The sequence below is a fragment of the Sporosarcina sp. P13 genome, from assembly GCF_002743055.1.
Lineage (GTDB): Bacteria > Bacillota > Bacilli > Bacillales_A > Planococcaceae > Sporosarcina.
Genome location: NZ_PDYM01000019.1, coordinates 31,847 through 54,636 on the forward strand (window position 1 = coordinate 31,847; position 22,790 = coordinate 54,636).

General features: G+C 41.8%; 23 protein-coding genes, 1 riboswitch and 1 other annotated feature. Of the genes, 6 read left to right on the forward strand and 17 right to left on the reverse strand.

Translation table 11 applies throughout. From position 1 onward, the window contains the following. Positions 1–155: 155 nt before the first annotated feature. From CSV79_RS10100 to CSV79_RS10145, 10 genes are all read right to left on the reverse strand, one after another. Positions 156–788: a response regulator transcription factor gene (locus tag CSV79_RS10100; RefSeq protein WP_099688927.1), complete on the reverse strand. Its 633-nt coding sequence runs from the start codon at positions 786–788 to the stop codon at positions 156–158. Beyond that, complete coding sequence (locus CSV79_RS10105; protein WP_099688928.1) at positions 763–1,809, reverse strand: sensor histidine kinase; 1,047 nt, start codon at positions 1,807–1,809, stop codon at positions 763–765. Before CSV79_RS10105 ends, CSV79_RS10100 begins: the two co-directional genes overlap by 26 nt. Beyond that, positions 1,806–2,507: a cell wall-active antibiotics response protein LiaF gene (gene liaF, locus CSV79_RS10110; protein WP_099688929.1), complete on the reverse strand. Its 702-nt coding sequence runs from the start codon at positions 2,505–2,507 to the stop codon at positions 1,806–1,808. Before liaF ends, CSV79_RS10105 begins: the two co-directional genes overlap by 4 nt. Positions 2,508–2,569: 62 nt before the next feature. Next, positions 2,570–3,190, reverse strand: coding sequence for a PspA/IM30 family protein (locus tag CSV79_RS10115; RefSeq protein ID WP_099688930.1), 621 nt, complete (start codon positions 3,188–3,190; stop codon positions 2,570–2,572). Positions 3,191–3,204: 14 nt separating this feature from the next. Beyond that, complete coding sequence (locus CSV79_RS10120) at positions 3,205–3,552, reverse strand: lmo0954 family membrane protein (protein ID WP_099688931.1); 348 nt, start codon at positions 3,550–3,552, stop codon at positions 3,205–3,207. 159 nt (positions 3,553–3,711) lie between these two features. Further along, positions 3,712–4,173 carry a DinB family protein gene (locus tag CSV79_RS10125; RefSeq protein WP_099688932.1) on the reverse strand — a complete coding sequence of 154 codons (462 nt, stop codon included), beginning with the start codon at positions 4,171–4,173 and terminating at the stop codon, positions 3,712–3,714. A 59-nt stretch (positions 4,174–4,232) separates the two neighbouring features. Next, the gene (locus tag CSV79_RS10130; protein WP_099688933.1) at positions 4,233–4,574 is read right to left on the reverse strand and encodes a hypothetical protein; all 342 of its coding nucleotides are present in this window, start codon (positions 4,572–4,574) and stop codon (positions 4,233–4,235) included. A 147-nt stretch (positions 4,575–4,721) separates the two neighbouring features. Then, positions 4,722–6,917: a sensor histidine kinase gene (locus CSV79_RS10135; RefSeq protein ID WP_099688934.1), complete on the reverse strand. Its 2,196-nt coding sequence runs from the start codon at positions 6,915–6,917 to the stop codon at positions 4,722–4,724. After that, a complete protein-coding gene (locus CSV79_RS10140) occupies positions 6,917–7,096 on the reverse strand; it encodes a hypothetical protein (RefSeq protein WP_099688935.1) in 180 nt (59 codons plus the stop codon). The genes CSV79_RS10135 and CSV79_RS10140 overlap by 1 nt, the downstream gene beginning before the upstream one ends. Then, a complete protein-coding gene (locus CSV79_RS10145; protein ID WP_099688952.1) occupies positions 7,074–7,763 on the reverse strand; it encodes a response regulator transcription factor in 690 nt (229 codons plus the stop codon). Before CSV79_RS10145 ends, CSV79_RS10140 begins: the two co-directional genes overlap by 23 nt. A 170-nt stretch (positions 7,764–7,933) precedes the next feature. On the opposite strand from CSV79_RS10145, the gene CSV79_RS10150 reads away from it, so the two are divergent. Further along, positions 7,934–8,122 (forward strand): hypothetical protein, encoded by a 189-nt coding sequence (locus CSV79_RS10150; RefSeq protein WP_099688936.1) that lies wholly within the window; start codon positions 7,934–7,936, stop codon positions 8,120–8,122. Between the two features lie 67 nt (positions 8,123–8,189). On the opposite strand, the gene CSV79_RS10155 is transcribed toward CSV79_RS10150, so the two are convergent. The 5 genes from CSV79_RS10155 to CSV79_RS10175 form a co-directional block, all read right to left on the reverse strand. Continuing rightward, on the reverse strand, positions 8,190–9,065 hold the full coding sequence (locus tag CSV79_RS10155) for an MBL fold metallo-hydrolase (protein ID WP_099688937.1): 876 nt from the start codon (positions 9,063–9,065) through the stop codon (positions 8,190–8,192). After that, positions 9,053–10,483, reverse strand: coding sequence for a Na+/H+ antiporter NhaC (gene nhaC, locus CSV79_RS10160; protein ID WP_099688938.1), 1,431 nt, complete (start codon positions 10,481–10,483; stop codon positions 9,053–9,055). Before nhaC ends, CSV79_RS10155 begins: the two co-directional genes overlap by 13 nt. Positions 10,484–10,569: 86 nt before the next feature. Then, positions 10,570–10,770, reverse strand: a binding site (T-box leader). A gap of 165 nt (positions 10,771–10,935) precedes the next feature. After that, positions 10,936–11,862 carry a polysaccharide deacetylase family protein gene (locus tag CSV79_RS10165; RefSeq protein WP_099688939.1) on the reverse strand — a complete coding sequence of 309 codons (927 nt, stop codon included), beginning with the start codon at positions 11,860–11,862 and terminating at the stop codon, positions 10,936–10,938. A gap of 128 nt (positions 11,863–11,990) precedes the next feature. After that, on the reverse strand, positions 11,991–12,863 hold the full coding sequence (rsiV, locus tag CSV79_RS10170; protein ID WP_199171903.1) for an anti-sigma-V factor RsiV: 873 nt from the start codon (positions 12,861–12,863) through the stop codon (positions 11,991–11,993). A gap of 1 nt (position 12,864) precedes the next feature. Beyond that, complete coding sequence (locus CSV79_RS10175; protein ID WP_233201415.1) at positions 12,865–13,356, reverse strand: RNA polymerase sigma factor SigV; 492 nt, start codon at positions 13,354–13,356, stop codon at positions 12,865–12,867. 264 nt (positions 13,357–13,620) lie between these two features. Here CSV79_RS10175 and CSV79_RS10180 point away from each other — a divergent pair, with 264 nt between their 5' ends. The 4 genes from CSV79_RS10180 to CSV79_RS10195 are packed head-to-tail and all read left to right on the forward strand — an operon-like array spanning position 13,621 to position 18,559. Beyond that, positions 13,621–14,574: an ABC transporter permease gene (locus tag CSV79_RS10180; RefSeq protein WP_099688941.1), complete on the forward strand. Its 954-nt coding sequence runs from the start codon at positions 13,621–13,623 to the stop codon at positions 14,572–14,574. Beyond that, a complete protein-coding gene (locus tag CSV79_RS10185) occupies positions 14,571–15,422 on the forward strand; it encodes an ABC transporter permease (RefSeq protein WP_233201416.1) in 852 nt (283 codons plus the stop codon). Before CSV79_RS10180 ends, CSV79_RS10185 begins: the two co-directional genes overlap by 4 nt. Next, the gene (locus CSV79_RS10190) at positions 15,403–16,998 is read left to right on the forward strand and encodes an ATP-binding cassette domain-containing protein (RefSeq protein ID WP_099688943.1); all 1,596 of its coding nucleotides are present in this window, start codon (positions 15,403–15,405) and stop codon (positions 16,996–16,998) included. Before CSV79_RS10185 ends, CSV79_RS10190 begins: the two co-directional genes overlap by 20 nt. After that, positions 16,991–18,559: an ABC transporter substrate-binding protein gene (locus CSV79_RS10195; protein ID WP_099688944.1), complete on the forward strand. Its 1,569-nt coding sequence runs from the start codon at positions 16,991–16,993 to the stop codon at positions 18,557–18,559. The genes CSV79_RS10190 and CSV79_RS10195 overlap by 8 nt, the downstream gene beginning before the upstream one ends. Positions 18,560–19,077: 518 nt before the next feature. Here CSV79_RS10195 and CSV79_RS17010 read toward each other — a convergent pair. Then, on the reverse strand, positions 19,078–19,254 hold the full coding sequence (locus CSV79_RS17010; RefSeq protein ID WP_099688945.1) for a hypothetical protein: 177 nt from the start codon (positions 19,252–19,254) through the stop codon (positions 19,078–19,080). Positions 19,255–19,441: 187 nt separating this feature from the next. Here CSV79_RS17010 and CSV79_RS10205 point away from each other — a divergent pair, with 187 nt between their 5' ends. Next, a complete protein-coding gene (locus CSV79_RS10205) occupies positions 19,442–20,932 on the forward strand; it encodes a glycine betaine uptake BCCT transporter (protein WP_099688946.1) in 1,491 nt (496 codons plus the stop codon). A 54-nt stretch (positions 20,933–20,986) separates the two neighbouring features. On the opposite strand, the gene CSV79_RS10210 is transcribed toward CSV79_RS10205, so the two are convergent. Further along, a complete protein-coding gene (locus CSV79_RS10210) occupies positions 20,987–22,267 on the reverse strand; it encodes an O-acetylhomoserine aminocarboxypropyltransferase/cysteine synthase family protein (protein ID WP_099688947.1) in 1,281 nt (426 codons plus the stop codon). A 98-nt stretch (positions 22,268–22,365) separates the two neighbouring features. Beyond that, positions 22,366–22,469, reverse strand: a riboswitch (SAM riboswitch). Positions 22,470–22,790 lie beyond the last annotated feature (321 nt).

The window sequence follows — 22,790 nt, forward strand, 5'->3', positions numbered from 1 at the left end:
TTTTATTTCCGCATAAATACAAGTGGTTATGCACAAAACGAGTGGATAGTTTGTGGAGAAGTGTATATTTTCTGGCAATTCATGTCGAATGAATTTGTTATCCACACTGCATGTCACTAGTTATTCCTATGCTAGATTGTATTTTAATATGCCGGTTACTTCGCCAACTTCTTCTGAAATGCATAAATAACCGCTTGGGTGCGGTCTTGTACTTCGAGTTTTGATAGAATATTACTAACATGCGTCTTCACTGTTTTCAACGCAATAAACAATTCATCCGCGATTTCTTGATTGGATTTACCTTGTGCCAACAACAATAATACTTCGAGTTCGCGCTCCGTTAAATCTTCGTACAATTCATGCGCTTGGCCGCCACGCATTTTGGTCATCATTTTAGATGTCACTTCAGGCTCCAATACGGTCTGTCCTTGCATCGTTTCCCTGATCGCATCCGCCACGCGCTTGGCATTCGACGTCTTTAAAATATAGCTGACGGCTCCAGCTTCAAGCGCAGGATACAGTTTATCGTCATCCAAGAAGCTCGTAACAATGATTACTTTCGCTTCAGGCCACTGCGCGATAATTGCCGCTGTTGCCTCCGCACCGTTCATAATCGGCATCACCATATCCATCAAGATAATATCCGGTCGTAGTACAAGTGCCTTATCGACTGCTACTTGACCATTTTCCGCTTCCCCAATTACTTCAATATCCGGTTGCATCTGTAAATAAGTCGATACACCAATTCGCACCATTTCATGATCATCGACTAACAACACTCGAATCATTCGCTAGCTCTCCTTTTTCAATAGGCAATTTCACTTCTATAATCGTCCCTTGCGATGGTACCGAGACAATCTTACAGCTACCACCGATTTCTATCGCACGTTCCCGAACATTTTGTAAACCGTAGCTTCCACCTTTTCCATCATCTTGTTTAAATCCAACACCATTATCTTGCACACGCAAAATAGCCAGTCCATCCCGCTGGATCAATAAAATCTCTACTTCGGTCGCATTTGCATGACGCAGCGTATTCGATAACGTCTCCTGCGCAATACGGAATAAATGATCTTCCGCACCTTTAGATAACTCAATGTCCTCTAAACGATGGCGAATATCAAATGTCACTTTTTCCTGTAACTCATGCAATAACTCTTCCAGCCCTTGAGCAAGTGTCTTGTTATGCAACGCTGCGGGGCGTAAATGTAAAAGTAAAGCCCGCATCTCAAGCTGAGCTTGCTGCACCATTTTTTCCACTTGCAGTAACGGCTTTTCGATCGGTGAACTATCTTCTTGCTGCTCAACAAGTGCCGACAATAACATCGATGCTGCAAATAATTGCTGAGAAACGGAATCATGCAATTCCCTAGCTAATCGTTGACGTTCCTGAACAATTCTCTCTTGAATAATTTTATCTTGCGTTTCAACGCGTTTATCTGTAATCCTTCGCAAACTACTGCGCTGCGCTTCAAGCACTTCATATAATTGCTCAATCGAACGGTTTGTCTGTTTTTTCATCTTATTGGATTTGATAAATTCCTGTTTTGAATATAGATCTTCCAATTTTTCGTTAATGACATTTTCTCTTGTTCTACTGTTTAAACTAATCCAACTAGCGATCACTAAACTCGTAACAAAGATTGTAGAAAATAACCAAGCCAAAAAAGGCATATCCGCTGCTTCCGTCTCTAAAAGTAACGTACTATATTGCGCGAAAGACAAATCCATGAATAGATAGAAAAAAAAGGCTACTAGCACACTAAACATGAAGGTTAAGAGTAAGGTGCGTCCGATAATTGCTTTCATTTTCTGCGCACCTCCACGTCACCAATCCATGTAAATATTGTAATGATCAACTCTGGGTCATTTGGTTGCTTCGTTTCATAGCCGTCATGTTCCTGCACCGTTTCATTAAATAATTGCTGTGAGTCCTTTGCCAATAAATTCGCCTTACCATACAAAGTCGCATAGTGAATCCGGACCGGAATGTCATATGGCAACTCAATTATAATTTTACCGAAGATTTGACGAATCGAAATGAAAGAAGCCCCTTTAGGCAAGACCGTATCTGTCACATCGACCTGCACATCACCGAAAAACCCTTGTATATGAACATCTTCCCACTCATACGTTGAAAACGGCGTGGATTGTACGGAGAATAAGCGGTTCCTCCATAGACCTTGCGACCGTCTCGCTCTTGGCTTTTGCAAATCTCCAAAAACTTCGCTAGGCGGTGCGCCTTTCCATAGCTTTACTATAATGTAGAGAATGATTGCCAAAACTAGCAGTCGTACACTCCACAACGTCAGAAGTGCAATAACAACGAAGACTGCACCCGTGATTACGGTCCATTTCTCCCGCTTTCGGTAGCCATAATCGAGGAATCCCCAACCGAGAAGGAGGAAAATAAAGTTACCGTTTGAAAATACAATAGATTCGACGAACGCAATCGTCAGTAAAGCGAGCACATAAACCGAAATTTTTGTAGAATCCTTTGTAGCCATTTCATTCTCTCCCTTCTCGATGGAGGAAGCGCAATACTTCCTCCTCTAGTTTACACAATTTCTTAAGACTTTGCGTGCGTTTTCTCTAATGAATCCAAACGTTGCTCCATGGAAGAATGACTTTGCGTAGTTCTTGTCCCGCCACCTAAGTTTTCGATATACGAATGTAAATCGTCAAGCGTCGAAAACGTGCTGTCCGGCGTAACAAAACGATCCATCTTTTCCTGCGCCCGGGTGACGTTTTCCTTACCCATCAACTGCAACTGACGAACACGCATATCCCTCACGCGATGCTTCATCTCTTCGAATTTCCGTTCCAATGAAAGCAATTCATGTGTTGCGTCCTGGATGCTCACAGACAATCGAGCCACACGCCCTTCATACGCTTCCACTTCTTCTTTCGCGAAGGCGATCAATTCTCCTTCACCTGTTGCTTCCGCTAATTCTAGCTGATTACGACGTTTCATCGCCATCAAGTCTGCATCTTGCCGTTCGCTTTCAAGTTCATCTTTCAAACGACCTTGTCGCTCCAACAACTTACCGATTTCTGCTGTTTGTTTCTGTGCGTCCAAAAAGTATTGATTGAGCAACGCAAGCGGATTTTCTTTCTTCTGCGGTTTGTCCATCAAACTTTTGAAATCTTCCTGTATTGTATATTTCAATCGATGCCAAAATGCGTTCATAATCCATCTCTCCTTTATTTTGTAAGTTCACTCCACTGACGTTCAAAATTTGTAAATGGGTCATCCGATTTCGTAATGTTCGGGTTCACAGTACGCTCATTCCACTTGTGCCACACATAATACATCCCGATCAATGCGATGATTCCGATGAATGCCCCAATATTTGATACCGATCCAATCAAGCTAATAATCAACACCGCCATCCAAAAGACTTTAGCAAGCTTCGAAATACTCTTTCTCCAATAATGGAAACTAGTTAGCGCAATCGCTCCTGTGATAGCGAGTACAATAATCGATCCTAAGTTCAATACCAACGTCAGACCTGCAACAATTCCAAGTAAAAGTAATCCAAGTTTTTTCATGTTGTTGTCCTCCCTTCATTTGTAACTTTAGTATATAATGCATTTTTGCTTTCTCCGACAGCCCCATAGCGGATTTCCATCTCAGACTTAAGGCTGAGACAAGCGCAGGAACTAATTTTGGAAAAAAAAAACAGCCAGAACGATTCTGACTGCCTTTCATTATTTGATGACTCTCGCTAATCCATTGATCAGTCCCGAATGAATGCCTTCATGCCAAGCGAGAAATTGAAGAACATCATCGACCGTTTCTAACGTGATAAACTTACCGATGGAAAGAGGTGATTCTAACGCTTGAACAGGTGAACTTTCCATCACTTGCGAAAGCTGTTTACCTTGTTCTACCAATGCCCCGACTAATTCTTCAGTCGTCGGCGGTGCGCTTTGCCATGAAGTTGGACTACTACCTGGTGCAAAAAACTCCGGCCAGTCCGAATGACTTTTTTCATACGTCTGAATCGCTTGGCTTAACAAGCTTTCTACCGTCACATAAATATGACCCACATTCCAGCGAATCGTGTTCGAGAATCCCTCGGGTTGTGCATCCCAAGCATCCTCGCTCACTCCTTTAATGCGACCTAAAGTGTAACCTCTTGCCGCAGATAGTTGCTGAATAGCTCCCATTAATTCATTCCCCTCTCTTCCCCAATCTAAAAACAGCCACGCTCAGTTGCGGGCTGGTTTCACGAAAGATCTGTCGGTTTTTCAATGTTTTTATGCTCATTCCACTGATCGTGCGCTTCGTGATTGTACTTGCGATTATATTCATCTCGATCACCATACGGAAATTCTTCGCCTGGTTTCAAGTCATGATAGTTTTGGCTTGGTGATTTGTTTTGACTATAAGCGGAAGGCTGATGCTTTCCTGTTTCATCCTTCGCATTTTCTCTGAATGTTGCTGTAGAATCTGAATCGGCAGGATCCGCTAATGGCAATTCATCCGGCACGACCGCTCTCTCATTGTCAATTCCTACTTTTGGAGTTAAATCTCTTTTGTTTGGATATTTACCGTCAACAGTTGTCATCTTTCCATTCCTCCCTTAAATCTTCTCTATAAAACAGATTGCACTCTGTATACTTACCCTATTTCAATTCAAGCTAAACCAATTCCTTCTTTTAGCAATAAAATAAAAGCAAGACAGGAATTTCCACCTGTCTTGCCCTATATCCATTTACCCAGCGACGACATCGATTGTTACTTTGAATAAATCTCCATCAACTTCGACTTTCATCTTGCCGCCATGCAACTCAACAATCGACTGTGCAATCGCGAGTCCAAGACCGGAGCCTTCCGTCTGTCTCGATTCGTCACCGCGCTTAAAACGTTCGAATAATTCATCTGTATTATCCCCGATTTCATATTTTGCAACGTTTTTTATAGTGATACGCGCATTTGATCCGAATTTTTGAAGACTTACGTACACTCTCGTACCCGTCAATGAATATTTCAGTGTATTAACGAGCAAATTATCTACTACACGCCACCATTTCTGTCCGTCCACCATTGCGTAGACTGGTGTTTCCGGTAACGTACTGCGAATATATAAATCCTGCTTTAAAAATTCTTCTGCATGTTCTGCTAACGCTTGCTGCATTAGTTGATTTAAGTCCACGCGCTGTCTTACTAGCTCCATATTGCCGCTAGCCATTTTGGACACTTCAAATAAATCCTCTATTAACGTTTTCAAACGTTGTGATTTTGAATCAAGTATCGCAACGTATTTGCCGCGCTCTTCAGCAGACAAGTTTTCGTTTTTTAATAAATCGGTATAGGTGATGATTGAAGTTAGCGGCGTTCGCAAATCATGACTAACATTCGTAATAAGTTCACTTTTTAACCGTTCACTTTTCGCCTGTTCATTGATGGACACTCGTACACCTTCACGCAAGTTGTTCAAATTCGTTGCGTGTTTTGCGAGCGATGATTTTCCTTTGACAGGAATCGCCTGTGTTAAGTGACCAGCAGCCATGTCGTTTGTGGCGGCTAAGATGCGATTGAGATATGCGCCTTTACTAGCGAACAGATATAGGGCAGGTAATCCAAGGAACAACACACACGCTAAATAAATCAGCACGCCAAATCCGCCCACAACCATGATCGCTAGACCGAGACCCGCTAAAAAGAAACCGATTAGTAAGATGAATAATTGTATGCCTATTGTTCGATTGCTGAACATGCCGATGACATTTTGCATAAATTGTGCGGTATAGCTTTCATACCATTCCTTTTCCAACTGTTTAAGATCGCGGTACTGCGCTACCAAATTCACTAGTTGAAAAGCTAACCAGGCAACGAGTACCATGCCTACTACAAAGCCGATGATCATCTCGACTATCCTTCCAAGTGAAACATACGTTAATTGATTAAGGATATTGAAAATTTCTGATTCAATATAGACAGCAAAAGCTAGAACAGTCACCAATAGAACAGCGGCTTTGACATCGATCTTCCAACGTGAATAAGTGGAAGCAAATCGCGAATGAAGCACCCACCCTTTACGAAACTTCACTTTAGTCAACAAAGCAATAAGTGCAACGATACCAACAATCCAAAATACATACATCATGTATTTTCCACGTTTGAAATCTTTGTATTCATTCTTCAATACTCCGGACAGTACAACCTCTTCTGGAATAATGATCGTTCCTTCAAAGTACTGTGGCGGATTGCTGATAATCGTCGCTTCGTCAGTAGAGTAGTCCATTTTATGGGCATCCATATATTCGGAGTAGCCCATATGATGGAAGTCGGAATTTGCCTTAAAATAGCCCTTCGCATCATTGAACTCTTCCCTGAACATGGATGGTATATCTACAGTTCCTCTTGTCAATCGTTCACCCGTTTCTGTATTGACTAAGTCATAAGAAATCGGTAATTGATCTTGACGATTATTTTCGTTTTCTTTTATAGTGTTGGCCAACTCTTTCGCTTTATCACTACGAATTTTATCGGCAACATATTCATCACTACTGAAATTCTGTTCGATATCTTCTAGCTTCGTATTACGTTCTTTCACAAGAGCTAGTAGAAGTGTTTCGTTTTCCTCCTCCTTCGCTTCCATGATTCGGTCTGCGTATTGTCGGCGGATACTACTCAATTGATCGGTCAGTGATCCGTACCTACCCCGATACTCTTCGATTTCCCCCGGCCAAACTGGTATTGCCTTCGTAGCCTTTTCAAGATCAATCGGATTAAGTACGCTGACCGCTAAGTTTTCATATGTCTGCTCTATCCGATACTCAAAGTCTCTTTGTTCAGTAAACGTCTTGCCAACCAGTTGTGGTGCATAGTGAATGATCGACGGCAACGCAATCAACACGATGGTTACGAGTGCGGACCAGATGGCTAATTGAATTTTTTTATTCATCACGCCGTTCCTCCTCTAATAATTCGTCCAAAATACTCGGCAACGATATTCAAGCGTTCCCACCCAGTTGCAAATAGATCTAGCGCAAATGACGCGCAGTAGATGAGGCTGCCCATCGCAACAACAATCGCAAGTAGCGACCAAACCAATCCACTACTATTTCTCGATTTTGTAACCAACGCCCCACACCACCTTTACATAACGAGGATTCTTTGGATCCGTTTCAATTTTCTCACGGATTTTCCGAATATGTACCGCCACGATGTTTTCTGCGTTGTACGCAGGCTCATTCCAAACTCGTTCATAAATTTCGTTGATAGAAAATACACGGCCTGGATTTTTCATCAGCAATTCTGTAATTTTGTATTCGATTGGTGTCAGCCGAACCGGTGTCCCATCCACCGTTAGCTCCTTCGCTTCTTCACTCAGCACAAGTCCATCGACTTCAATAACTTTTTGTCCTTCATATGTTCCGAGCTGCACATACCGTCGAAGCTGCGATTTCACTCGCGCCATCAGTTCCAGTGGATGAAACGGCTTCGTCACATAATCGTCGGCACCTACTGATAACCCATGAATCTTATCCGTGTCCTCTACTTTGGCGCTTAGCATGATGATTGGGATATTTTTCATTTCTCGTATTTTAAATGTTGCGGTGATGCCATCCATATTCGGCATCATAATATCCAAAATGAGTAAATGAACTTCATTAGAAGCAAGTAATTCAAGCGCTTCTTGTCCATCTTCTGCCTTCAGCACAGCATAACCTTCATTTTTTAAATAAATTTCAATTCCTTCACGGATTTCCTTATCATCATCCGCCACCAATATCGTAAATTCCGTCATATCGTCACCCCGTCTCACTACTAACTTCATTTTATCACCCAACTCTTAACAAACATCTAGGAAAAGTATGAAGAAAGTCTGAAGTTTTGTATGCATCGCATTCATAACTAGAGCAATATCTGCATAATTCCAATAAAAAAAGCCAGACTCTATAAATGGAGGTGACGACGATGTCTAAGAAGAAAAACAATAAGAAGAATGAAAAGATGCGTGAGGAGTATGGCTTTGGATATGATCTAAGCCCAGATGATTTTGACGTCATCGGACAAAACGATGCAGCTAAGAAGAACAACGCAAATTCTCAAAAGGATAAAAAAAGCGTACAGACTGGCGACGACCACACCGTAAATCCATCCTAAACACAAACAAGCACCCCTTCTATTTGAAAGGGTGCTTTTGCTTGTTCATAAAAATTGAGAGAATCGGTTATATAACAAACGTCATCCCATCATCCGCTATATAAAAACCATTTTTCTCAATAAATTTTCGTTCTTCACTAGTAGTTCGTAATGCAGGATTACTGTGATTGAAATGGGTAAAGTAAATTTCGCAAGTGTCTGTTATACCCTTCAAGCGTTCAATTGTGTCCGTGATAAAAGGATGAGGGATCTCGCTCAAGTCCCTGTCACTGCTGCCGCTACCCGCTAAATCGTTGCCAGAGAAAAATGTTGCATCTAATAGACAAATATCCGCTTGTGCGCATGCTTCTGCAACATCCAGCTCCCACTCCTCCCAACTGTCTATGTCAGGAATATATAATACTTTCTTCTTTGTACCATTTATCCAAAAGCCAAACGTCTCGGAGAATTCGTTCCGGTGAGGTACTCTTACTGGAACAACTTCCACACTCTCATTAAGTCTAGTTGGAATTCCATCATCAATTGCCTGCACTTGAATATTACCGAGATTTGTTAATTGACGCCAAGGTACATGTGTTTCTAGCACGTTCTTCATCAACTGGCCAGCATATACTTGCACATTCTGTGTATTCATAGCTTCTTTCCCTAGATAGATCAGACCCGGATAATGTCCGATGTGGGCATGCGTTAGGAAGATACTTTCCATAACATGACCTTCCAATCCATGTGCGCGTTGAAGCATAGTAATTTGCTCTTTAAAATCAGGTGATGCATCAATTAAATGCCATTCATGTTTATCCGGAAATACAATACCTAGCGATGCTGCTCGTCGTTTGAATGACGGATCATCCATCGCTTTTGTACAATTTTCGCAATAACAATTGGGTTGCGGCAATCCTGCATCCTGCGCTGTTCCCAACACTTGTAAAATTACTTCACCCATATTGGTGCATCTCCTTTATCAGTTTCAACTTCTCGCTGTATACTGTACGTTTTTTTCGTAATAGTCCAACCTGTAAAGCCGAACAGGACGTTAATAAGTGGTACGAGGAACACAAAGAATGCGTAAGGAATAAATTCCCCTGGGCTAATCCCAAAAATTCCGGCTGCAAAAACGGCCGGCACACCCCATGGCACAAGATTAATACCGACTGTTCCCGCCGACTCCACGCATCGTGATAAATTTTTCGTATCAATATTCATCTCTTTATACTTCGAGACAAATGTTCTTGAAGGTAGTACGATTGCCAAAAACTGTGCTCCACTCGCAAATGCAACAACGAACGTTGAAAAAATTGTTGTTAGTATCAAACTGCCTGTCGAACGGACACGCGCCATCATTTTTCTCGTTAAAATTTCAAAGGAACCGGACTCTTCAAGTATGCCACCGAGTGCTGTTGCAATTACTAATAGTGCGACCGTGCTTAGCATAGAAGTCATTCCGCCACGATTTAATAAAGAGTCAATAGCAGCGATGTCAGAATCCACTGCAAATCCACTCGTCATCACTTGAATGATTTGCGAAACCGTAGTATCCTGCACCAAAACAGCTACTACTCCGCCGAGCACTCCCACCCCAGCAAGTGCAGGTATTGCCGGCACACGTAACATCATCAGCACAATTGTCAAAACTGGTAAAAGCAATAGAAGTGGATGAATAAGAAACAAATCCGAAAGGCCTGCTTTAATCCCATCAATTACATCTGAATTTGCTGCACCAACACCAGCATAGGTGTTCCCGACAAACCAATACATAATAATCGCAATCAGAAAAGCCGGAATTGTATCCCAAAGCATATGTTTAATATGCGCAAATACATCTGTTTCCACCATCGCTGGAGCAATGTTGGTTGTATCGGATAATGGAGATAGCTTATCACCAAAAAACGCACCCGAAATCACGGCTCCGCCCACAAGGCCCGCCGGGAAACCAAGACCTTCCCCAATCGCCATAAATGCTAAACCTACTGTCGCGATGGATGTAAACGAACTGCCAAGAGTGATCGACACAATGCCGGTAACTACAGCGACAACGGGGATGAAAAGCGATGGATGAATGAGTGAAAGACCGTAAAATATGATTGTTGGAATAACCCCGCTTGCCATCCATGAACCAACAATAATACCAATTAATAATAAAATAAATACTGCAGGCAACGCTCTGCTTACACCGTTGACCATCATTTTTTGAATAGCATCCCAATCAAAACCAGCTGCTCGGGCAACAAGGGCTGCTGCAAATACACCAATTAGTAACGGCATGAGCATTCCGGCTTTCCAAACAAATACAGACATCGATGCTGCCCCAATTAACGTTAAAATCGGAATAATCGCCAACCATCCAGACATTTCTTTTTTCATATGCGCATCTCCTTGAATCTATTGTTAATATGTATATCAATCTTCAAATTTCCGACAAAAATAAAAAAGCCTCCTCCCATCAAAACTGAAGGGACGGAAGCTCCGTGGTACCACCCAAATTAGCAGAAAGATCCTGCTCACTCATTTTAGATAACGGCCAAAACCGGACACAAACAGCGTCTGCTCCCTGTTTGTAATTCGTTATTGCACCTTGCTTGGTTCGCACCAACCACCAAGTCTCTTATGCCAAGTTTGCAAAACTACTTCGAACAGTTCATCACATTTTTCAATATCATAAATTGTTTTGACAGAATTGTCAATCTGTATATTATATATATATAAGTTTCGAATTGGTAAAGTACAATTCCGAAAATGAATTCACAATAGATTACTCGTTCAACCATCATAAATGATTGGAACAGATTAGTAGTACATTTAAACAAACACCTTCCCTACAGCTCTGAATCATTTTGGAAATTGAGGACAAAGTGATGGGCATCGTTATAGACAGCAAATTCGTATCCTTGATCCTTGAAGAACTTAAGGATCTCAGGGAGCACCTCCAAAGTTTGTTTCTTTTCGTGCATCAATACAATTTCTCTGTCAGAAGTAGTACCCTGTTTGATGTTTTTCACTATTTGAGAAGGGTTACCCGCAAGTTTCCAATCGTACGAATCGATAGTCCAATCCCAAACTTTGATATGTGCATCAGCTAGTTGTTTTCGCATCTGTTCATTTTTCAATCCTGGCGCTGATCCATAAGGAGGTCGAACTAAGCGAGGAGTTGTTCCTGTTATTTCATGGATAAGATCTAGTGTTTCAATCATCTCGGGCACAAATTGCTGATCTGTGTAAAGCGTTTTATAATTATGAGTCACACTATGACCACCGATGTAATGGCCTTCTTGTACTGCACGTCTTACACTTTTCTGCAGGTATTCTTTCTTTAAATTGCTTCCTTGCATAAAGAACGTAGCCTTCACCCTATGCGCTTGCAAGACATCTAAAAATTGTTCAGTCAATTTGCTAGGGCCATCATCGAACGTCAAATAGACTACTTTTTTTGGTATATTTTCTTCAGTAACTAGTGCTGTTTTATCGGATTCTACTTCAGTGGGGGGTTCAGGTTTAGGGCCCGATTCTTCTGGTATAGCAATTGGTTCTGGTGTATCGATTGGTTTTGGTGTAGCAATTGGTTCTGGTGTATCGGTTAGTTCTAGTGTAGTTGAAGGTTCATCCGGTGTGCTAGGTAGTTCACGGAAAGAATAGGATTTCCCAACAAAAAAAACAGTACCAAATAAAACGAGAAGAAGAATAAGGAAATACTGTTTTTTTAACCTTCTCCTTTTGCATCCCGCTTGTTGACCTAGTGTACTCATATAAATTATATCCTCCTGTCATTTGGTGCTGAATAGGTCGTTTTTCAATCTTATGTATGTATTAGAAGTTAGTCTATTAAAGGAAGAACAGCAGACGAAATAAATCATCTGCTGCAGTTACAAAAAACTTACTGAATATACGTGTCCCCTACAAGGACATCACTCAAAATATCTGAAGGGATTTCAAATGTGACCACTCCCATATAACCAGCCGCTATTTCGTACTTATCAAAAGAGATTACGAGTTTATGATCCGCAGTAATATAGAAGTTTTGATTTGCTTGAATCGAGTGGAACTCTGGATCCGCTCCTTCGCTAGTGAGATACGCAGCATTTTTGTCATCTTTCATTTGCTGCTTTATGTCGTCTTTAATATAGGCACTAATTATTTCAACATAGGAATCATCCTTAAAAAGACTCGGTAATGTAATTAAAATATTGTTTTGTTTATCAATCGTATCGTATTGCATCGTAGTGGAAGATGATCCGACCATATTCACTTCAAAACGAGCTATAGATAATAATTGCTCTGTATCGGTTTTCACTTCATATCCAGAATCGATGCCCATGTGCCCTGCACCGACCTTTTCCATGTCTGCAACGTCTGCCTTAAATTGCTTAAAAAGCTCTTTGTTTTCTTCGATGTATTTCTCATTCAATGCGGTTTGCAATCCTTCACTATCCAACCCACTGATTGCTGGTGTTTTCAAATTTGCTTGGTACGTTTCTTTGTCCATCGTTAAGGTCTGGACAGTGAAGACTTCTACAATGGAGCCAAGAACAGGAATATTCACTAACGAATTTGCGAAGGCTGGACTGACATTAATGCTACCAACGAACATAGCAACCGCTACAGCCACGCCAAGGGACCATCGCTTTACAGGTGAGCGCCTCTTTTTTGTTATTGTCGCTCTTTGAATCGTTTGTTTCACTACTTCGTCCAATTCAGAAGGGATTTCAATATCATTATATTGCTTCTTAAGTTTGTTGATTTGTTTCATCCTAATTCTCCTCTCCAATTTCTATACGTAATTTCCTTAATGTTCGGTAAAGCTTAGTTTTTATCGTATTAACATTCTCGTCTAAAACAGCTGCTACCTCTTCAATCTTCAAGTCTTCAAAAAAACGTAAGATAATTAATGACTTTTCATAAGCACTGAGCGCATCCAGTGCGTCTAGTAAATCTAGATCTATCTGTCGGTCTTCTGTTTGTGGTAAATATCCATCCAAAACCTCATCATCCATCACTAGTACACGCTGATGTTTCCGAATAAAATCGATGGAGGTGTTTACCAGTATCCGATAAAACCAAGTCTTTAAATAGTTGATTTCATCTAGACGATCAATGGATTGTAGTGCTTTAAAAATCGAATCTTGCACAATATCAAGTGCATTCTCTTTGTTTCTTACATAGCTGTAGGCAAGCCGGTAATGGGATTCTTGATTTTCTATTATAAATTTCTCTATAAGCTTGAATTTTTCTGTTTTTGTCATGACAAAGCATTCACCTTCTTCACTTTTCAACATGTCGCGTTCATGTTCTAGTTATTTGACGGTCTAGACTTTAAAAAAGTTTGGATTGGACTCAAATAGTCGCTATTCACCACAAATTCCACCCGGGAAGTCGACTACACCACTGACCAAGCTCAAATGCGTTAAGATTTTTAAAAGAGCTGTCTATATGGTAGAATGAGACTTTGTGTTTGGCGCTTTCACCATCAAAAATCTACTATCTTTTTCATAGAAAGCAGGAACAAAATGGGACGTTTTATTATAAAGCGAATCGTTGAATCACTTTTTGTTTTAATTATTGGTAGCATGCTTTGCTTTGCATTTATCCGCACCCTTCCTGGTGATCCGGCCGCGGCTATGTATGGAGATCAGTTACAAAAATTAAGTGACGCTGATCGGCTTCGTATTATAGAAAATTTAGGGCTCGATGAATCCCTTCCAATGCAGTATGTAAAGTGGCTAGGACAAGTTTTTCAAGGTGAATGGGGACAATCTACCATTTCAGGAGTGGATGCCGCAACAGTAGTCGCAGGATCATTACAGCCAACATTTTTATTATTACTATCATCTCAGTTCCTCATACTTTTACTGGCCGTGGTTTTCGGTGTGTCCACCGGCTTAAAGCACCGTTCGCTGTATGATCACGTGGTAACGATTATCAGTTTCATCTTCTTGTCCATCCCTCCTTTTTGGTTCGCTTTGATGCTCATGATATTTTTCTCCGTTTACTTGGGCATTCTGCCAACATCTGGAATGGGCAACGGACAAATCCGCTATATTTTACTGCCTTCGCTCGTCCTAGCTTTAGCACATGCCGGTTACTTTCTCCGGCTTATACGAAATCACATTATTATTACTAAAAACAGTGGATTTATATTTGCTTTAAAAGCACGCGGTTTTTCAGAATGGTCCATATTAAAAAAACATCTCCTGCCTAATGCCTCTATACCTTTGTTGTCCTATACTGGTATTTCCCTTGCTGTTTCTTTGGCAAGCTCGGTTGTAGTGGAAACGATTTTTTCCTGGCCAGGCCTTGGTCGTCTGGCATTGAAGTCAGCACTGGCGCATGATTATCCGGTCTTATTGGCTATAATCATGCTAAGTATGGTATTTGTCATACTTGTTAATTTACTTGTAGATCTTCTTTGCGCCTGGATTGATCCACGGCTACGCAATCAAGTGCTCGAAGAGGGGAAATGATGAACATAAAACGTCGTTGGTTTATTACACTTACTATTGCTTCATTTAGTTTGCTTCTCACTCTCATTCTGTTTGCTCCATTGCTTGCGGTCCATGACCCACTAGCAGTTCAAATGAACAGTGTCCTGCAGCCTCCAAGTTCCGCTCATTTGCTCGGCACAGATGAACTTGGTCGGGATGTGTTTTCTCGCCTTTTATATGGCGGTCGGGTTTCTATTGTTGTCGGGGCGGCTGCGATGCTCGTTTCTGTTGCAGCTGGAGTCCTATACGGTGCCGTCAGTGGGTTGGTAGGGGGTGGAATTGATCGGTTAATGATGCGCCTAATCGATGCTCTCTTAAGCATCCCTTCTCTACTATTAATGATTGGGCTGCAAATGGTGTTTCCATCAAGTTTGCTGTCCATTATTTTAGTGATTAGCCTGACGAGCTGGATGCCAATTGCACGTTTAATCCGCACAGAACTCATGGCTATGAAAAAGGATGTGTTCATTCAGGCTTCCACAGTGATAGGGGCTTCACCTTTCCAATTGCTGCGACGGCATATGTTGCCCCAGTGCACACCAACCATTATTGTGCTTGCCGTCAGTGGAATCAGCCATGCGATTCTTGCAGAAGCCACACTCAGCTTTTTGGGCATCGGTATTCCTCCTCAAGAACCTTCATGGGGCAATATGCTGATGGGTGCTCAGACTCATTTGCTTTCAGGAGCCTGGTGGCTAGCCGTATTTCCTGCCGGTTGCATCATGTACACCATCCTTGCTGTCAACTTTCTTGGTGACAGACTGCAGGATCACTTAGCAGCTCCGCAGTTTAGAAAGGGGGATAAAAATGAGTGGATTTCTTCTTGAAGTCGACCGACTAACACTAGCCAAGCAACAGCAAGTAATCGTCTCAGATATCTCTTTTGCTGTTCGAAAAGATCGTGTAACGGCCATTATTGGTGAGAGTGGCTCAGGAAAAAGTTTAACTGCACGGGCCCTCATTGATTTGCTACCAGAGGATATCTCTGTTCTCGCTGGTTCTGTTACATTCTCTGGAGAACATGTTTTTTCCATGACAAACAAACAGAGAAGGCATTATCTTGGGAAAGAAATCGGCATTGTCTTTCAAGACACTTGGCAGACATTTGATCCGATCCAAACCATTGGCCGTCATTTTTTAGAGTTATTTACTACTCATTCTTCTTTATCCAAAAAAGACGCCAAAGAACAGGCGCTATATTTGCTTCGCCAGATGAAACTAGGTGATGCTGAAAAAGTTTTCAACTCGTATCCCCATGAGCTTTCAGGCGGTATGAGGCAGCGGGTTCAATTAGCTCTGGCTATTGCTATGAATCCTTCTTTATTGATCGCTGATGAGCCGACGACTGCGCTCGATTTACAAACTCAAGCTGAAATAATTCAACTAATCAAAGACTGGAAGACACAATCGGGGAGCTCAGTTTTATTCATCTCCCACGACCTTGGTGTTGTATCGGAAATTGCGGATGATGTAATTGTAATGAGCAATGGAAAAATAGCGGAGTGGTCTCCGGCTAGCCAATTATTAACCGCCCCTCGTTCGCACCAAGCTAAGCAATTACTGGCAGATTATTTATTGCTTTCTCGTCCCAATCAATTGGTAAAGCAGTCTAGCAACGACCTACTTATTAAAGTTGAGAATGTAACAAAAAACTATATAAAGAAAAATTGGTTTAAACAAGAAGTAATCCCTGCTGTGACAGATGTATCACTACATGTAGCGCAAGGAGAAATTGTTGGCTTAATCGGTGAAAGTGGTGGTGGCAAAAGTACATTATCCCGGTTAATGCTTCAATTAGAAACTTGTACAAGTGGAACGGTCCATTGGCTTGGAAAACAACCTTTTCGCAGGGGCATCCAATGGGTACATCAAGACCCACTTGCTTCATTCAATCAACGCTGGACGATCGAAAAAATTATTGGCGAAGGATTGGACTACGAGAAAGAGGAAAAAAACGGAAAAAGGGAGCGAGTACAGGCTGTGCTTCAACAAGTTGGATTGTCTTCTTCCGATGCCAAACTATACCCCCACGAATTGTCGGGTGGCATGCGGCAACGTGCGGCATTGGCCCGTGCATTGTTAATAGAACCCGAACTGATTGTGCTGGATGAACCTTTTGCAAACTTGGACATGAGCTCACAAGCTAAGTTGATTACACTGATTCAGTCAATTAATGAGAAAGAAAATCTTGCCGTTTTATTCATTACCCATGACATTCAAGTCGCCCTCGCCATCTCTCAACGAATCTACGTAATGGTAAAAGGGTCTATTACGGAAGAAAGGTATGCAAATGACATGCTTTCGACAACTAATCCCTATACGAAACTTCTTTTATCCCGAATGCCGGGGTTAGAAGCTCATAGAAACAAAAAAAAATTAATGAAGGTGGAAATTCATGAATAAAAAAATGTGGATAGTTTCTCTAGTGATCGCCTTGCTTAGTCTAGCCGGGTGCAGCCAGGAAAATAGTAATTCAGCAGCTTCAACAACAACTAAACAGCTCATTTATGGAATGAATTCAGAGATTGAGAAAATCAATCCAGTTTTGGATGAGAGCCAAGAAATAGACACCCTTCTTTTTCGTGGATTAACAAAACCTAATGCGGAAAACGAAGTGACTCCCGATTTGGCGGAAAGCTGGAAAGTTTCGGATGATCAATTAACTTATCTCTTTGCACTCCGTCAAGACGCAACATGGCAGGATGGAGAACCGGTAACAGCAAGAGATGTAAAATTTACGTTTGACCAAATCAGAAATCCTAAAACCAATACCCCCATTTCTGGTGAGTTTAACGAGATTGCGTCAGTGGAAGTCATAGGTGACTATGAAATTGAGATGACATTGCACCGACCCTTCCCTCCCCTTCTCGACAAATTGAAAGTCGGTATTGTTCCTGAACACCTGCTGCAAGGTGAAGACCTTAATACAACAGAATTCAATCAAAACCCTGTTGGTAATGGGCCTTTCAAATTGAAGAAATGGGATGCTGATCATACGATTATATTGGAGCGCAACGAAGGGTATTATGGAACCGCCCCTAAATTAGATGAAGTCGTTTTTAAATCAGTTCCAGATGCCAACACACGGATACTCCAATTGAAGACTGGTGAAATCGATTTAGCTCTCGTAGAACCTAACCAATTGGCCAGCTCGAAAAAAGGTGATCCTTACTCTGTGCATGAAATTCCTACGGCAGACTATCGTGCAGTGATGTATAACTTTGATCTTCCTTTATTCCAAGATAAACGGATCCGTCAAGCGATGAATTATGCTGTAAACCGGGATGAATTGGTGAAGGGGATATTGGCTGGCAAAGGAGAAGCCGCATATGGGCCTTTGCAAAAATCATGGGCTGGAACTTCTAAGACAGAAGGATACACTTATAACCCACAAAAAGCCGAGCAACTTTTAGCAGAAGCCGGATGGGTCAAAGATCAGCAAGGTGTACTTACAAAAGATGGACAACGGTTTGAATTTGAGCTAGTCTCTCCAATTCAAGACACCGTACGTGTTGCACTTGCTAATGTCGTCTCTGAACAACTTAAACCGTTTGGCATAGTTGCCAAACCAAAACCTGTCGACCAGCATGCCATCAAATATGATGGTGAAGAAGCGTTGATTATAGGCTGGGGCAGTGAATTTGATCCCGATGACCATACGTACCGCCTGTTTCACAGTGATGAAATAGGAGACGGACAATACAATTTCGGTTCCTACCAGAATACCAAAGTCGATGAATTGCTATTAAAAGCTAGAACAACGGTAAATCAAGATGAAAGAAAGGCTTATTATCATCAATTCCAAGATGAACTAACAACTGATCCGCCTTACAACTTTCTCGTTTATCTCCAGGCTCTATACGGTGTCAATGAAAATGTGTCAGGAATCAGCATGCGCACACTTGGACATCACGGATTCGGTGTTTTATGGAATATCGAAGAATGGGATAAAAAAGTTAAGTAAGTACTAGCAAAATAAATTCCTCTATACATGAAATGCACCCCACTCTCGACTTTATGATGAAACCTTTAGAAAAGGTACTTCAGATTGTCAGAGCCGCGATACATTGTGCGTATAGTTATTATAACTACTAGTGCATGAAGCAAAAATTGGCTGGCATGAGTCCGATAGAATACCGGACTCATACCAGCCAAAAGCTACTTCATAAAAATTAGGTACTTACTGTTTACTATCCCTTTTCCTTTACTCTGATACTTTCTCAATTTGAGAATTCACTAAACTACTTGCTGACCATTTACAGTGGCCGGACCGCCCGGGATTTTCACCTGATTCCTTTTTCATCTTTGCAGACTATGGGGTCAACCAGTATATTCCACTAAACGCATCGAGTGGTATAGCATAGAATATTGCGGAACTAACTACTATATTTAGAAATAGCAAAACAACAGACGAATCCTGTTAATCCGCCTGCTGTTTTGCTAAATAGCTTTTATAGTAGAAACGCATGAATAAGAAATCAATTATAGTTCCTGATAATCTCTCTGATATTTCCCGCCATCTTTTACTACTGAATGATACAAAGCCTTCAAGGCGAAGCTCTTTTCTAGTTCATGCTCTTTCATGATCGTTTTCAATTGTCTGTTAAGCTCTGCACTGTGCTTGACGAGCTGTAGCATTTTAGGTTGTGAATATTGCATGAAAATCTCCTCCTCATCTGTTTCGTTTCTTTAGTATAGCATGGCTACAAGTTACACGTTAAATGTTGAATGAAAAATAGTTGTTATTTACGTTTGTTGTATGTTTCAATTGGATAAGCTTAAATGTATATGCTCGCTTTTCGGTTACGCAATACATATATACAAATATATTTCACAAGGGGGATATATGAAAAAAGTTTCGATCACATTTTATATTACATTAGCGGCTGTCCTATTGGCGGTCGGATATGGTGTCATTGCACCTATTCATTTTGAAGAAATTACGTCTACTATTAAGAATTTCATCTCTGACTCTTTTGGCTGGTATTACTTACTAACTGTGTCTATGCTGTTTTTCGTTTCAGTTTTTCTGATTTTCAGTCCTATCGGCAGAATTCGTTTAGGGAAAGAGAAGGATCGTCCGCAGTTTTCGATGATTTCTTGGCTTGCGATGTTATTTTCTGCTGGAATGGGCATCGGTTTAGTCTTTTACGGAGCTGCTGAGCCTTTGTCGCATTATGCGGTAGATCCCGCCACGACAGCACCTGAGACGAAAGCATCCTACAAAGAGGCGATGCGCGAAACATTTTTCCACTGGGGCTTCCACGCCTGGTCTGTTTATGGAATGACCGCTTTAGCACTTGCCTACTTCCAGTTCCGCAAAGGACAACCAGGGTTAATCTCAGCTACCCTTCGCCCGATTTTTGGAGATCGTGTAGATGGACCACTTGGTACAATAATTGATGTCTTCGCTATTTTCGCGACCGTTTTCGGCGTAGCAACATCACTCGGATTCGGAGCCGTACAAATCAATGCCGGACTCAATTATTTATTTGATATACCGATTGGATTTTGGTCACAGTTCGTTATTATCTCAGTTGTGACCGTACTATTCCTAATTTCTGCTTGGAGTGGACTCGGAAAAGGAATCAAAATTTTATCCAATGCCAATATGTTCTTGGCACTTGCGCTATTGATCTTCATTATTGCACTTGGACCTACCTTACTGATTTTTAATATGTTTACGGATTCTATAGGAGGCTATTTGGAAAACCTCATCCGATTGAGTTTCCGTACCGCACCTTTAACACCTGAAAACCGTTCTTGGTTGAATAGTTGGACACTCTTTTATTGGGCTTGGTGGATGGCTTGGTCTCCATTTGTCGGGATGTTCATCGCCCGTGTTTCAAAAGGTCGAACCATTCGTGAGTTTATGATTGGTGTACTGGTCGTTCCTACCGTATTGAGTGCAATTTGGTTCGCCGCATTCGGTACGACCGCGATTGAGACGCAAAGAGCAGGAGTTATAGATCTCGCTTCTAGTGCGACAGAGTTGACGATTTTTGAAATGTTTAGCGGATTACCTTGGTCATTTGTCATTTCAATGATTGCTATCTTGCTAATAATTTCGTTCTTCATCACTTCAGCAGATTCAGCAACGTTCGTACTCGGTATGCAATCGTCGTACGGATCACTGACACCGCCTAATAATTTAAAAATCGTCTGGGGTGTCATTCAATCTTCTATCGCGATTATTCTGTTGTATGTCGGTGGCCTAGGCGCCTTGCAAAACGTCATTATCATAGCCGCCTTACCGTTTTCCGTCATACTCATTATGATGATTGTCTCGCTCTTTAAATCATTAAAGGAAGAGCGAAAACGGGTTAAAAGACCATAATAAAAAGGAAAACCATTGGCTGAAATCGCACAATGGTTTTCCTTTTTTATTTAATTAATGCGTAGCTTTCTCAATCGCTTGTTTCAAATCCGCGATAATATCTTCTACTGATTCTAATCCTACTGATAGACGAATCAATTCTTCACTAACGCCAGAGTTCTTCAAGTCTTCTGCGGATAACTGCTGATGTGTAGTCGATGCCGGATGAATGATAAGTGACTTTGCATCTCCAACGTTCGCCACGTGTGACCAAATTTCTACGTTGTCGATTACTTGACGTCCTGCATCACGACCGCCTTTGATGCCGAAGACGATAATCGAACCAAAGCCATTCTTCAAATGCTTTTTCGCCAAATCTGCTGTTGGGTGATCTTCAAGACCTGTGTATGTTACCCACTCTACTGCAGGATGTTGTTGTAAGAACGCTGCTACTTTTTGTGCATTTTCATTGTGACGAGGCACGCGTAAATGTAGCGTCTCTAGTCCTTGTAGTAAGTTGAATGCACTGTCCGGCGCTAGGCAAGGTCCGAAATCACGCAATAATTGTACACGAAGTTTCGTCGCAAACGCAGCACCCGCTGTGTCGATACCGTAGCGTAGCCCATGATACGATTCATCCGGTTCTGTAAATCCAGGGAATCTCCCTTGTGTCCAATCAAATGTACCCGCATCAACAGCGACTCCCCCTATTGTCGTACCGTGTCCACCAATCCATTTCGTTGCGGAATGAATGACAACATCCGCTCCAAATTCAATCGGATTGGAACCGTATGGAGATGGGAATGTGTTATCAACTAACAACGGCAGCCCGTTATCATGCGCTATTTTCGCAACAGCTTCTACGTCAAGAACTTGCAAGCTTGGATTACCGATTGTTTCGGCAAACAACGCTTTCGTTTTATCCGTAATTGCCGCTTCGAAGTTTTTCGGATCTGATGCATCAACAAACTTCACTGTGATGCCATAACGAGGCAATGTTACTACGAATAAGTTGTATGTACCGCCATATAGATTACTAGCCGCAACGATTTCATCGCCCGCGCCGGCAATGTTCATAATTGAAAAAGCAATCGCCGCCATTCCAGAAGACAATGCTACTGCAGCAGTACCGCCTTCAAGTGACGCCACGCGCTCTTCAAAAACAGCTACTGTCGGGTTTGTGATTCGTGTATAAATATTGCCTGCTTCTTTCAAGGCAAATAAGTTCTGTGCGTGTTCCGTGTTTTTAAATACATAAGAAGTTGTACGATGAATTGGCAAAGCGCGTGAACCTGTTTCAGGATCCGGCTTTTGTCCTCCGTGTAATAATATCGTTTCAGGCTGCAAGTTCGTCATAACCATTCTCCTTTTAATGTATTGATGGTACGAAGCCTCTTAGTTATACAAAAAGCCCTTCTTCCTTAATAAGAAGAGGGCTGTGCTTTCGCTTTTCCCCCTTATCTTCCAAACTGTTACCAGTCTGTAGGAAGTAGCACCTTTGCTTTCGCCGGTTGCCGGGCATCACAGGGCCTATTCCCTCCGCCGCTCTTGATAAGAGTGTGTCTATTCGTTTTCCATCTTGAAAAATAGTATAAGGGTATTTGTTGTCTAATGCAAGAAATTATTGATGGAATGTTTAGAAATCGGTGTTGTTTTCGTTGCTCGACTTTATTTACGGTACTGAAGTTAGTGCAGGTCGGCTTTCTATCAACGCTGCGGCACGTGGGGGATTGCCTCCCGCCATGAGCCAGCTAGCGAAAGTTCACGCTAGTTGTCTCATGGCTTCGGCTGACCCCGCAGTTGTGCCTTCGCTTTTGAGTACAAGGTAGGTTGGATGGGTTTCTGTACGTAGGAAAATCAGTTTGTGTTGGGGCGTTTC

Bases quoted from the DNA above. Each gene is read 5' to 3' on its own strand.
- CSV79_RS10205 (WP_099688946.1), top strand. From the start codon at position 19,442: ATGAAAAAAGTTTCGATCACATTTTATATTACATTAGCGGCTGTCCTA.
- CSV79_RS10120 (WP_099688931.1), bottom strand. From the start codon at position 3,552: ATGAAAAAACTTGGATTACTTTTACTTGGAATTGTTGCAGGTCTGACG.
- CSV79_RS10150 (WP_099688936.1), top strand. From the start codon at position 7,934: ATGTCTAAGAAGAAAAACAATAAGAAGAATGAAAAGATGCGTGAGGAG.
- CSV79_RS10135 (WP_099688934.1), bottom strand. From the start codon at position 6,917: ATGAATAAAAAAATTCAATTAGCCATCTGGTCCGCACTCGTAACCATC.
- nhaC (WP_099688938.1), bottom strand. From the start codon at position 10,483: ATGAAAAAAGAAATGTCTGGATGGTTGGCGATTATTCCGATTTTAACG.
- rsiV (WP_199171903.1), bottom strand. From the start codon at position 12,863: ATGAAACAAATCAACAAACTTAAGAAGCAATATAATGATATTGAAATC.
- CSV79_RS10195 (WP_099688944.1), top strand. From the start codon at position 16,991: ATGAATAAAAAAATGTGGATAGTTTCTCTAGTGATCGCCTTGCTTAGT.
- CSV79_RS10125 (WP_099688932.1), bottom strand. From the start codon at position 4,173: ATGGGAGCTATTCAGCAACTATCTGCGGCAAGAGGTTACACTTTAGGT.
- CSV79_RS10105 (WP_099688928.1), bottom strand. From the start codon at position 1,809: ATGAAAGCAATTATCGGACGCACCTTACTCTTAACCTTCATGTTTAGT.
- liaF (WP_099688929.1), bottom strand. From the start codon at position 2,507: ATGGCTACAAAGGATTCTACAAAAATTTCGGTTTATGTGCTCGCTTTA.
- CSV79_RS10190 (WP_099688943.1), top strand. From the start codon at position 15,403: ATGAGTGGATTTCTTCTTGAAGTCGACCGACTAACACTAGCCAAGCAA.
- CSV79_RS10165 (WP_099688939.1), bottom strand. From the start codon at position 11,862: ATGAGTACACTAGGTCAACAAGCGGGATGCAAAAGGAGAAGGTTAAAA.
- CSV79_RS10145 (WP_099688952.1), bottom strand. From the start codon at position 7,763: ATGACGGAATTTACGATATTGGTGGCGGATGATGATAAGGAAATCCGT.
- CSV79_RS10130 (WP_099688933.1), bottom strand. From the start codon at position 4,574: ATGACAACTGTTGACGGTAAATATCCAAACAAAAGAGATTTAACTCCA.
- CSV79_RS17010 (WP_099688945.1), bottom strand. From the start codon at position 19,254: ATGCAATATTCACAACCTAAAATGCTACAGCTCGTCAAGCACAGTGCA.
- CSV79_RS10180 (WP_099688941.1), top strand. From the start codon at position 13,621: ATGGGACGTTTTATTATAAAGCGAATCGTTGAATCACTTTTTGTTTTA.
- CSV79_RS10175 (WP_233201415.1), bottom strand. From the start codon at position 13,356: ATGACAAAAACAGAAAAATTCAAGCTTATAGAGAAATTTATAATAGAA.
- CSV79_RS10210 (WP_099688947.1), bottom strand. From the start codon at position 22,267: ATGACGAACTTGCAGCCTGAAACGATATTATTACACGGAGGACAAAAG.
- CSV79_RS10100 (WP_099688927.1), bottom strand. From the start codon at position 788: ATGATTCGAGTGTTGTTAGTCGATGATCATGAAATGGTGCGAATTGGT.
- CSV79_RS10185 (WP_233201416.1), top strand. From the start codon at position 14,571: ATGATGAACATAAAACGTCGTTGGTTTATTACACTTACTATTGCTTCA.
- CSV79_RS10115 (WP_099688930.1), bottom strand. From the start codon at position 3,190: ATGAACGCATTTTGGCATCGATTGAAATATACAATACAGGAAGATTTC.
- CSV79_RS10155 (WP_099688937.1), bottom strand. From the start codon at position 9,065: ATGGGTGAAGTAATTTTACAAGTGTTGGGAACAGCGCAGGATGCAGGA.